The sequence below is a fragment of the Devosia sp. genome (genome assembly GCF_017307565.1).
Classification (GTDB): Bacteria; Pseudomonadota; Alphaproteobacteria; order Rhizobiales; family Devosiaceae; genus Devosia.
Genome location: NZ_JAFKHD010000189.1, coordinates 1 through 9,719, shown reverse-complemented (window position 1 = coordinate 9,719; position 9,719 = coordinate 1). Strand labels below are relative to the sequence as shown.

Here is a 9,719-nt window from a genome sequence, read left to right as displayed (position 1 = left end):
CTATGACCTCGCCGATCCACGCTTCGCAGGGGACTATTTCCTCGGCAAGGCAACGCAGGTGAAGAACGTCTGGATTCCCTACGGGGCGTAAGCCCATTCACCCCCTCCCAACCTCCCCCATCAAGGGGGAGGTGCAGTCCGGTGGTCTTGACCCGATCGCGCGACACGCACGGAGAGATACCTCCCCCTTGGTGGGGGAGGCTAGGAGGGGGTGGAGCAACAAGCGCTAAGCGCAGAAGAGCTCAAGAATGGTCTTCCTCCCCCAAGAAGTGATCCTCAGGAAGCGCAATGGCGAGAAGCTTCCCAAGGAAGATATTGCCCGCTTCATCGCCGGCTTCGCCGAAGGTACCGTGTCCCACGCACAGGCCGCGGCCTTCGCCATGGCGGTCTATTTCCAGGACATGAGCATGGATGAGCGCGTGGCGCTCACCCTCGCCATGCGCGATAGCGGCACCGTGCTCGATTGGTCCGATCTCGATGGTCCGGTGGCCGATAAGCATTCGACCGGCGGCGTCGGCGACAATGTATCGCTGATGCTCGCGCCGATCTTGGCCGCCCTCGGCATCTACGTCCCGATGATTTCGGGCCGTGGCCTCGGTCATACGGGTGGCACGCTCGACAAGTTCGATTCCATCCCCGGCTACCAAACCCAGCCGGACAACGCGCTGTTCCGCACTGCGGTGAAGCAGGCTGGTTGCGCCATTATCGGCCAGACTGCCGACCTCGCCCCCGCCGACAAGACGCTTTACGCCATCCGCGACGTTACCGGTACGGTCGAATCCATCTCGCTGATCACCGCATCCATCCTGTCGAAGAAACTGGCAGCCGGCCTCGGCGCGCTGATCCTCGACGTTAAGACCGGCTCCGGCGCCTTCATGCCCACTCTTGAAGCCTCGCGCGACCTTGCCAAAAGCCTCGTCGAGGTCGCCAATGGTGCCGGTCTGAAAACTGGCGCCTTGATCACGGACATGAACGAGCCGCTCGCCAGCGCCGCCGGTAATGGCCTTGAAATCCGCAACGCCGTCGACTTTCTCACGGGCGCGCACCAGGATCCTCGCCTCAAGGAAGTCACGCTCGCCCTCTGCGCCGAAATTGTCCTGATGACGGGGATGGCTGCAGACATCGAGACGGCGCGGTCCAAGGTCGAGCAGGCCCTCGATGGCGGCCAGGCGCTTGAGCAGTTTTCCAAGATGGTGACCGTTCTCGGCGGCCCGTTCGATTTCGCCGAGCGCATGGACGGTTATCTTCTTCCCGCGCCGATCATCCGCGATGTCTTTGCCGAAGGGCAGGGGACGGTCGCCGAGATCGACACGCGTGGCGTCGGCATGGCCGTCGTCGCCCTAGGAGGCGGCCGCACCACGCCGACCGACAAGATTGATCACCGTGTTGGTTTCGATCGCCTCCTCGGCCTTGGCGCTGCCGTCGACCCGAAGACACCTATCGCCCGTATCCACGCCCGCGACGAGGCTTCGGCAATCGATGCGGAAAGCCGCCTGCGCGCCGCCTATCGCCTCGGCGCGACGGCGCCGAAATTCCCGCTCATTGCCGACCGCATCGCCCCCACGGAGTAACACCATGCCACGCGCCATTGTCTGCCTTCTCGACAGCGTCGGTATCGGCGGTGCGCCCGATGCTGCCGCCTATGGCGATGTCGGCTCCAACACGGCCGGCCATATCGCCGAATGGGCCGCAGCCGGGAAGGCCGACCGAGCGGGTCTCCGTTCCGGCCCGCTCCATGTTCCCAACATGGACGCTATGGGCCTCGGTGCCGCCATCAAACTCTCAACCGGCGCCCTGCCACCCGGTCTCTCCGACACGCCCAAGGGCGGTCGTTTCGGCGTCGGCCGCGAAGTGTCCAAGGGCAAGGACACGCCCTCGGGCCATTGGGAAATTGCCGGCGTGCCTGTACCCTTCGACTGGGGCTATTTCCCGCAAACCGAACCGACTTTTCCGCCCGACCTGATCGAAGAATTCATCCGCCGAGCCAATTTGCCCGGCATTTTGGGCGACAAGCACGCCTCAGGCACCACCATCATCGCTGAACTGGGCGAGGAGCACATCCGCACCGGCAAGCCGATCTGCTACACGTCCATTGATAGCGTCTTTCAGATCGCTGCCCACGAAAGCTATTTCGGGCTCGAGCGCCTTTATGAAATCTGTAAGATCTCCTTCGAACTGACTGCGCCCCTTAATATCGGCCGCGTCATCGCCCGGCCCTTCGTCGGCGAAACTGCAGAGACCTTCAAGCGCACCGGCAATCGTCGCGATTTTGCGATTTCGCCGCCTGAGCCGACCCTCCTCGATCGCAATGAAGCGGCCGGTAATCAGGTCTACGCAATCGGCAAGATTTCGGACATCTATGCCGGATCCGGTGTGACCCATAAGCTCAAGGGCACCGGCATCCCGCAGCTCTTCGACAAGACGCTTGAAGCCATGGAAATGGCTGCCGACCGCGCTTTCATCATGACCAATTTCGTCGATTTCGACTCCGAATATGGCCATCGCCGCGACGTGCCCGGCTACGCCGCCGCACTCGAACTCTTCGATTCCCGTCTGCCCGAGTTGATCTCAAAAATGCGCCACGACGATCTGCTGGTTCTTACGGCCGATCACGGCAACGATCCGACCTGGCCGGGCACCGATCACACGCGCGAACAGGTGCCGATCCTGGTCTTTTCCCCAGCCCTGCCCAAGGGAGAGATTGGCATTCGCCCCACCTTCGCAGATATTGGCGAAAGCATAGCCGCGTGGCTCGGCCTCGCGCCCGGCCGGCACGGCAAATCCTTTCTGTAACCAAGACGAGCGTTTCCAGCAAAAGTGGCAGACCGGTTTTGCGGTTCGGAAACGCGGCATAAATGAAGGTGGTCGATATGAGCAACGTCGTGGGCAATGTGACAGTCATCGATCACCCGCTGATCCAGCACAAGCTGACGATCATGCGCAACAAGGAGACGTCCATCGCCGGTTTTCGGCGCCTCCTGCGCGAAATCGCGCACCTGATGTGCTACGAAGTCACGCGCGATCTGGAACTCGAAATGATCCCGATCGAGACGCCGATGACCGCGATGGACTCGCCCGCGATCAAGGGCAAGAAGCTGGTCTTTGCCTCCATCCTGCGCGCCGGCAATGGCCTGCTTGACGGCATGCTCGACCTGGTCCCCGCCGCGCGTGTTGCCCATATCGGCATCTATCGCGACCACGAGACGCTCGAGCCGATCGAATACTATTTCAAGGCTCCGTCCAATCTCGAGGATCGCCTGATCATCGTCGTTGACCCGATGCTGGCGACCGGCAATTCGGCAACCGCGGCCATCGAGAAGCTCAAGGAACGCGGCGCCAACAATATCCGCTTCCTGTGCCTTCTCGCTGCGCCCGAAGGCATCGAGAATTTTGCCAAGGCCCATCCCGACGTGCCGGTCTTCACCGCCTCGATCGACAGCCACCTCAATGACAAGGGCTACATCATCCCCGGCCTCGGCGATGCCGGCGACCGCATGTACGGGACCAAATAGGACTTCACGCGCTCGTCGCGCTCCAGTCGGGGCGCGCCACGCGCGGGGTCCTCGCTTCGCTCGTCCAATTGGAACGGAGAGTTACAAAAATGGCCAAGCTTGCCCATTCGATGATCCGCGTCATCGACGAAGACCGTTCAGTTGATTTCTACCGTCGCGCCTTTGGGCTCGAGATCGTCAATCGCATCGAGTTTGCCGACTTTACGCTGGTCTACCTCGCTCAGGAACTCGATGGCTTCGAACTCGAACTGACCATCAATAAGGGCCGCACCGAGCCCTACAATCTCGGCGATGGCTATGGTCATCTCGCCGTGGTCGTCGACAATCTTCAAGCCGAATACGACCGTTTCACCGCTGAGGGTTTTACGGTCGGCAAGCTGGTCGATTTCAAGAATGGCAATATGCCGGTGGCGCGCTTCTTCTTCGCCACCGATCCCGATGGCTACAAGATCGAAGTCATCCAAAAGGGCGGCCGCTTCCAATAAGCCGAAAATGAAAAACCCCGGATCGCTCCGGGGTTTTGTTTTACTTCGCCTTGAGTGGCAGGCCGAGGGCGATCAGTTCGGCTCGAAGCTGTGCAGGCTCCTTGAAGTGAATGCCATGCATGCCGAACTTGCGCACGGCAACAATGTTGGGCTCGCTGTCATCGATGAAGACGCAGCTATCGGGAGCCAGGCCATAACGCTCGCAGAAAACGCGATAGATGCGCGGATCAGGCTTCACGAGGCCCTCTAGGCCGGAAACGATGACGCCGTCGAACTTTTCGAGGAACGGCCATTCCGGCAGGCAGCTCACCCACTTCTCCCAGGAGAAGTTGGTGATCGCGAAGGTCGGAATGTCCTGCTCGATCAGTTCGTTATGGATGTCGATCGTGCCGTGGATGAAGTCGCCCAGCGTTTCCTTCCAGCGCAGGTCAAAGGCCTGAATTTCACGCCAGTATTTGGGGAAGCGCGTGATGAGCTTGGCGACGCCCTCGGAATAGATTTCGCCGGCGTCGAATTCGAGATTCCAGTCGCTGGTGCAGATGTTCTGGTGGAACCACAGCGCATCTTCCTCGCTCTCGAAGAGCTTGCGGAACAGATACATCGGGTTCCAGTCGACGAAAACGCCGCCCAGGTCAAAGACGGGGATAATGGTGTCGTTCATGCTCTTGATCGGTTGGGGGGAAGGAATTTCGCTTGTGGCATGACCCCGCTCCAGCAGCAAGCTTCGGCGACCGTGGGGTAGCGCAGCGGGGTCAGTTGAACGTGATCGTGCCGCCAAAGCGCGGCATGAACAGGGCCGAGCGGCGGAGGTCCATCTCGTTCTTGAAAACCATGCCGAGGAGCGGGGTGTAGCCATAGGATGTTTCTGCCGCGATTACCGTCTGCCCGCTGGCAATGTCGATCATTTCAGCAGGCAGCTTGTAGGCTGACCCAACCGTGTGCTCCGGCACGGTTTTCAAAAGTGTGCCGCCTGTGTACCGCACGGACCAGATCACTGTGGCTTTGCGATCGTTTGACACCGATACCGCGGTTACCGTCTGGACAAGGGGCGAAACGTCGTAGGGCACCATGATGCTCTTGGCGGCCTCGAAATAGTCCTTGATCTGCGCTTCGGTGATCATCTTGTTCGAGCGCGCGACAAGATCGCCGACGGCGCCTGCTACCGATTGCACCTTGCGGTCGGCCGTAAGGAGCGCAGCGGCCTCCGAGCAACCCAGATAGACAGAGAGCATGACCGGCACGATGAGGGCAAACTCGACGGCTGCCACGCCGGTTTCGCGACGGACGAATTTTCGAAGGAGATCAACGAGACCGTTGGCAAACTTCTTCATCAGAATGGTTCGTTTCTGAAGACCGTTGCGGCGCTGATGAGGGTGCGCCCATCCGCCAAAACATTTGCAGCAAAGGGCAGGCGCAGGATTGAGGGATAGCGGTAATAGGCCTGCACGAGAACCACACTCGATGAACCGCCTGGCGTCCAGTTGTCGGCTTGCGTCCATTTGCAATTCTGCTTGCAAGCGGGGTCTACTGGCACCGAGTAGCTGACGGATTTGAAGTCGTTGATCTGCTTCACGCTGACGAGCATGTCAGAGCAATCGCCGAACAGGCCATAAAGTCTGTCGCAGACATCTTTTTTGTATTGGGCGGCAGACCAACCTTCACGTTGGGCCATTCCCACGCGGATGTTGCGGCTTGCATCATAAACGCCGCTCTCGAAAACCTGGGCGGCAAAATATTGTATCGATGTTTCAAGGATAGCTGCGAGAATGGCGAAGAAAATCGGTGCCAAGATGGCGAACTCGATCATCGTTGCCCCGCGCGTGTCGCGTCTCAGGGACTTTCGCCGCAAGCTTGCCATGCCTCAATCCGCCCCAGGAAACTCGGTATTTTTCCTCATAGGCGGGCAGGGTGGAGTGGCAATGCTAAGGTTTCGTTAGCTTCTGGCACTGGGACGCTGGGCAACGCCAGAACTGGTTAAGAAAGTCCTGCCTAGTTGACGGTGGACTGGATCAGTTGTGCGGACGTGACGACCTGGCCGGTAAACTCGTTGTCGTCTCCGAGCATCACTGTTGGCTGACACGTTGGGGCACAGGCAAGGCTGGTGCGCAGTTGACCTTGATAGACGGTCATTAGCCCGGCCTGCATCTGCATCACCTCGATCAGCGTGTCGGCGATTGGCTCACCATAAGCATCGAGAACGATGAGATTGGTCTGTCCATAGCTCTTGCCGGTCAAGACCAGGGTTTGCGGATCCTGAATGGTCACATCGGCGATGCCCGGATTGCCGACTATCACAGTAGCAGCGGGAGCACTGATCCGAAGCACTCGGGCCATGTTGATCTTGACATCGATTGGCGCGTTGTCCTGTGCGACGGCAAGGGTGGAGCCGACAAGGGCAAAGCCGAGGCCTGCGAGGAAGGAAAGACGGAACATGACACTCACCCAATGCGGGAAACGCCCCAAACATCGCGCGGAATGGTAAACACTTGGCAAACGACTTCGTGTTGTATCGTTTCCTAGTATTGAAATATGCAAAGAAGAGCCTTTTGATTAACTTGAAGTAGCGAGTGTTAAGGCTCAAGCATTGTGGCTCGATAAAATGCAAATTATCTCGTTAATCTATTGAAAAGCATAGATTTTTTTGCCAAAAATCCCGGGCCAGGAAATACTTCGATTAACTCATTCGCAATCTGTGCTGGCTAGGCTGAGCCCATCTTCGCTGTGTGACCGGCCGTGAGGCGTCACTCGAGGACGTGTTAACAAGGAGCCTGGGACATGAACATTTTCGCACGTTTCGCGCAGGACGAATCCGGCGCCACTGCAATCGAATACGGCCTTATCGCCGCTCTTATCTCTGTCGTCATCATCGGTGTTGTCACGACCGTTGGGACCAACCTGACCTCTGTCTTTGACAATATCGGCGGAGCCCTGAAGCCGAAGACGACAACGCCCTGAAGCCGAAGGCGACAATCGGCAACGGCGGCTAAAGTCGAAGAAATGCCGAAGGAAAGGGAGGGCTTTGCCCTCCCTTTTTGTTAATGTATTCGCGCTATCGATTAGCGTCGGAACTGTAGTGGGGGCTCAGGTGACGCGGGTGTTACGCAGGCTGAAGGCCGACGAAAGCGGCGCTACCGCAATCGAATACGGGCTGATCGCCGGACTTATCGCAGTAGCGATCATCGCTTCGTTGTTCTCAGTAAACGACAATGTAACGGCAATGTACGATATGATCAGTGATGCCCTTAATCCTGCTCTTACTGGTGGGAGGTGAATATTTCTATGTCTGGCGCTGTTGTTTTCCTGTTTCCTGCGCTTTTGGCTTTCGCGGCGTCGTCGGACTTGCTGACTATGCGCATTTCCAATCGCCTTGTTCTCGTCATGGCGGCATCATTCTTCGTCGTTGCCATCGCGATCGGCATGCCACTTGAACAGTTGGCGATGCACGTTTTCTGCGCCTTGGTCGTGCTTGCGGTCGCCTTCTTCCTGTTTGCCATGAACTGGATCGGTGGTGGCGATGCCAAGCTGGCTGCCGCGACCACGCTGTGGCTGGGCTTCGGAACCACGGTGCCCTATCTGCTCTACACTGCCATCTTCGGTGGCGTGCTCACGTTGATCATTCTCAGCCTGCGCCGCATCCCGATTAATCCGGTCGTCACGCGCTTTGTCTGGCTCGAACGCCTGCATAATCGCCAGTCAGGCGTGCCGTACGGCATCGCCATGGCCGCTGCCGGCATGTTCGTCTATTCGAACTCCGCAATTTTCGAGCGCCTCTCCGCCTGATTGTCCTGCCCTATTTTGAGCGTCTTGGCCCTGGCTTTGGTTGCCGGGGCTTTTTCATTTCTGCGGTCTGTTCGCAATTCGCAAGTATTCATAATCTGTTAACTGCAAGCTGTAAGGCCCAATTAACCAAACCTTGACCCTTTGCTTCCATAGTTCACCGGTGGAATTGGGCGCCAGCGCCCGGCGTAACCGGAGTAGGTCATGAGACCAGCACGCATTATCCTGGTAGTGGTAGCGCTTGTTGCAGGCGGCCTTGCAGCGTTGCTGGTTATGCGCATGGGGAGCGCGCCGGCCCCGGAAACCGAAGTTGTCACGCAGGTTGTCCAGGAAGCCAAGACACAGGTCCTCGTGGCGAGTGCGCCAATTGGTGTCGGCGAGCGGCTCAGTGCCAGCACGGTACAGTGGCAGGATTGGCCAGAAGGCGCCGTTCGCTCCGAATATGTAACGATCTCCGCTATGCCCGATGCCCCGGCCAAGCTGACGGGTGCTGTCGCGCGTTTCGAATTCTTTCCTGGGGAACCGATCCGCGAACAAAAGCTCGTTCGTGCGGATCAAGGCTATCTCTCGGCCGTTCTTGCCTCAGGTATGCGTGGCGTGTCGGTCGGGGTGACGCCCACATCGAGCGCTGGCGGCTTCGTCGTTCCGAACGATCATGTCGACGTGCTGCTGACGACATCAACCTCGTCGGGACAACACTCCGAGGTGGTCTTGTCTAACGTTCGCGTGCTTGCCATCGGCAAACGTCTTGGTGAGCTGGGCGCCAGCGGGGGCGATGAAACCGGCACAAATGCAAGCCCCACCCCAGTGACTTTCGACAACGACACAATCGCGACACTCGAATTGAGCCCGGGTCAGGCAGAAACGCTGATCAACGCATCCATGCGTGGGCAGCTAAGCCTTGCGCTGCGCTCGGTCGCTGATTTTGGCAAGAGCGCAGATGCCAAGCGTCCCAGCACGAGCCAGGCCGTTCGCGTTATCCGCTTTGGCAAGGCACAGAGCGTGATGACCGGCTCTGTCGTCGATACCGGCCCGGAACCAAGTCAGCCTGGTATCGCTCAGTCCGGCAGCGGCTCTGGTGCTGCCGATATCCAGGTCGAAGCGGTCCAACCACAGCTGATGCCGCAATAGGCGGGAGAGCCAGATGACGAGAAGATTTGAGACCATGTTTCGCCCCTTCCGCGTGTTGGCCCTCGCCGGCTGCCTGTCGATCACCGCGCTAGCTGTCAGCGTTCCCGCGCTCGCGCAGGCCCAGATTACCGTGGCCGCATCGAGCTATGGTGCCCAGCGCAATCTCAACCTTGAACTGAACAAGTCGATGATTGTCGACCTGCCGGCGGGCGTCGCCGAAGTGATCGTGTCGCAGCCCAACGTGGCGGCCGCAATCATGCGCACACGCACCCGTGCCATCGTTCAAGGCATTGGCGGTGGCGACACCAATATCTTCTTCCTCGATGACGCCGGAAGAACCATCCAAGTCCTGGATTTGCGGGTCATCAAGGAGCCTTCCCAGGTTGGCAATGCGCTCGAAGAAGCCCTTGCTCGCGTGATCCCGGGCTCGAAGATCTCGGTTGAATCGGTGACGCTCAAGGATGAAACCAATCGTGTCGTACTGACCGGGACGGTTGCGTCCGCAGACGACAAGTCGCGCGCCGAGCAAGTCGCTATTCAGTTCGCGGGCGATCCGAAAAACGTCGCCAGCATTCTCACGATCTCCGGTGCCCAGCAAGTCATGTTGCAGGTTACCGTCTCGGAAATTCGGCGCGACGTGGCTCGGCAGCTTGGCATCAATCTCTCTGGTTCGGTGGTCTTCGGATCGGTCAAGCTTGGTCTCAACAGCGACACTATGGCCGGCACGGGTTGGCCAACGGCAAACGCCGGCACGGGCGGCTTCCCGATCGGCAACGTGCAGATCGACGCTGCCATACAGGTCGAGCGGCGCGGG

13 protein-coding genes are annotated in these 9,719 nt (G+C 59.0%); 9 read left to right on the top strand and 4 right to left on the bottom strand.

Features of this window, described 5'->3' with window-relative positions; translation table 11 throughout:
* The first annotated feature begins 248 nt into the window (after nt 1-248).
* The 4 genes from deoA to J0I64_RS05665 all read left to right on the top strand — a co-directional run bounded on the left by deoA (nt 249) and on the right by J0I64_RS05665 (nt 3,997).
* The gene (gene deoA / locus J0I64_RS05680) at nt 249-1,571 is read left to right on the top strand and encodes a thymidine phosphorylase (RefSeq protein WP_291406637.1); all 1,323 of its coding nucleotides are present in this window, start codon (nt 249-251) and stop codon (nt 1,569-1,571) included.
* Nucleotides 1,572-1,575: 4 nt separating this feature from the next.
* Nucleotides 1,576-2,793 carry a phosphopentomutase gene (locus J0I64_RS05675; RefSeq protein ID WP_291406636.1) on the top strand — a complete coding sequence of 406 codons (1,218 nt, stop codon included), beginning with the start codon at nt 1,576-1,578 and terminating at the stop codon, nt 2,791-2,793.
* Nucleotides 2,794-2,870: 77 nt separating this feature from the next.
* Nucleotides 2,871-3,512 (top strand): uracil phosphoribosyltransferase, encoded by a 642-nt coding sequence (gene upp, locus J0I64_RS05670; RefSeq protein ID WP_291406640.1) that lies wholly within the window; start codon nt 2,871-2,873, stop codon nt 3,510-3,512.
* A gap of 89 nt (nt 3,513-3,601) precedes the next feature.
* Nucleotides 3,602-3,997: a VOC family protein gene (locus J0I64_RS05665; protein ID WP_291406635.1), complete on the top strand. Its 396-nt coding sequence runs from the start codon at nt 3,602-3,604 to the stop codon at nt 3,995-3,997.
* Between the two features lie 40 nt (nt 3,998-4,037).
* Here the strand turns inward: J0I64_RS05665 and J0I64_RS05660 are convergent, their stop codons facing one another.
* The 4 genes from J0I64_RS05660 to J0I64_RS05645 all read right to left on the bottom strand — a co-directional run bounded on the left by J0I64_RS05660 (nt 4,038) and on the right by J0I64_RS05645 (nt 6,430).
* The gene (locus J0I64_RS05660; protein ID WP_291406634.1) at nt 4,038-4,658 is read right to left on the bottom strand and encodes an HAD family phosphatase; all 621 of its coding nucleotides are present in this window, start codon (nt 4,656-4,658) and stop codon (nt 4,038-4,040) included.
* A gap of 91 nt (nt 4,659-4,749) precedes the next feature.
* Nucleotides 4,750-5,328 carry a TadE/TadG family type IV pilus assembly protein gene (locus J0I64_RS05655; protein ID WP_291406633.1) on the bottom strand — a complete coding sequence of 193 codons (579 nt, stop codon included), beginning with the start codon at nt 5,326-5,328 and terminating at the stop codon, nt 4,750-4,752.
* On the bottom strand, nt 5,328-5,804 hold the full coding sequence (locus tag J0I64_RS05650) for a TadE family protein (protein WP_291406632.1): 477 nt from the start codon (nt 5,802-5,804) through the stop codon (nt 5,328-5,330). The genes J0I64_RS05655 and J0I64_RS05650 overlap by 1 nt, the downstream gene beginning before the upstream one ends.
* 182 nt (nt 5,805-5,986) lie before the next feature.
* Nucleotides 5,987-6,430: a pilus assembly protein N-terminal domain-containing protein gene (locus tag J0I64_RS05645; protein WP_291406631.1), complete on the bottom strand. Its 444-nt coding sequence runs from the start codon at nt 6,428-6,430 to the stop codon at nt 5,987-5,989.
* Between the two features lie 342 nt (nt 6,431-6,772).
* On the opposite strand from J0I64_RS05645, the gene J0I64_RS05640 reads away from it, so the two are divergent.
* The 5 genes from J0I64_RS05640 to J0I64_RS05620 all read left to right on the top strand — a co-directional run.
* On the top strand, nt 6,773-6,952 hold the full coding sequence (locus J0I64_RS05640) for a Flp family type IVb pilin (RefSeq protein WP_291406630.1): 180 nt from the start codon (nt 6,773-6,775) through the stop codon (nt 6,950-6,952).
* A 118-nt stretch (nt 6,953-7,070) separates the two neighbouring features.
* Complete coding sequence (locus tag J0I64_RS05635) at nt 7,071-7,268, top strand: Flp family type IVb pilin (protein WP_366933700.1); 198 nt, start codon at nt 7,071-7,073, stop codon at nt 7,266-7,268.
* Between the two features lie 8 nt (nt 7,269-7,276).
* Nucleotides 7,277-7,777, top strand: coding sequence for a prepilin peptidase (locus J0I64_RS05630; protein WP_366933699.1), 501 nt, complete (start codon nt 7,277-7,279; stop codon nt 7,775-7,777).
* Nucleotides 7,778-7,978: 201 nt separating this feature from the next.
* Complete coding sequence (cpaB, locus tag J0I64_RS05625; protein ID WP_291406629.1) at nt 7,979-8,905, top strand: Flp pilus assembly protein CpaB; 927 nt, start codon at nt 7,979-7,981, stop codon at nt 8,903-8,905.
* 13 nt (nt 8,906-8,918) lie between these two features.
* On the top strand, nt 8,919-9,719 hold an 801-nt coding region (locus J0I64_RS05620; RefSeq protein WP_291406628.1), incomplete at its 3' end, for a pilus assembly protein N-terminal domain-containing protein.

What these genes read in the sequence shown, in the direction of transcription:
- deoA (WP_291406637.1), top strand. Translation starts at nt 249, where the DNA reads ATGGTCTTCCTCCCCCAAGAAGTGATCCTCAGGAAGCGCAATGGCGAG.
- J0I64_RS05675 (WP_291406636.1), top strand. Translation starts at nt 1,576, where the DNA reads ATGCCACGCGCCATTGTCTGCCTTCTCGACAGCGTCGGTATCGGCGGT.
- upp (WP_291406640.1), top strand. Translation starts at nt 2,871, where the DNA reads ATGAGCAACGTCGTGGGCAATGTGACAGTCATCGATCACCCGCTGATC.
- J0I64_RS05665 (WP_291406635.1), top strand. Translation starts at nt 3,602, where the DNA reads ATGGCCAAGCTTGCCCATTCGATGATCCGCGTCATCGACGAAGACCGT.
- J0I64_RS05660 (WP_291406634.1), bottom strand. Translation starts at nt 4,658, where the DNA reads ATGAACGACACCATTATCCCCGTCTTTGACCTGGGCGGCGTTTTCGTC.
- J0I64_RS05655 (WP_291406633.1), bottom strand. Translation starts at nt 5,328, where the DNA reads ATGAAGAAGTTTGCCAACGGTCTCGTTGATCTCCTTCGAAAATTCGTC.
- J0I64_RS05650 (WP_291406632.1), bottom strand. Translation starts at nt 5,804, where the DNA reads ATGATCGAGTTCGCCATCTTGGCACCGATTTTCTTCGCCATTCTCGCA.
- J0I64_RS05645 (WP_291406631.1), bottom strand. Translation starts at nt 6,430, where the DNA reads ATGTTCCGTCTTTCCTTCCTCGCAGGCCTCGGCTTTGCCCTTGTCGGC.
- J0I64_RS05640 (WP_291406630.1), top strand. Translation starts at nt 6,773, where the DNA reads ATGAACATTTTCGCACGTTTCGCGCAGGACGAATCCGGCGCCACTGCA.
- J0I64_RS05630 (WP_366933699.1), top strand. Translation starts at nt 7,277, where the DNA reads ATGTCTGGCGCTGTTGTTTTCCTGTTTCCTGCGCTTTTGGCTTTCGCG.
- cpaB (WP_291406629.1), top strand. Translation starts at nt 7,979, where the DNA reads ATGAGACCAGCACGCATTATCCTGGTAGTGGTAGCGCTTGTTGCAGGC.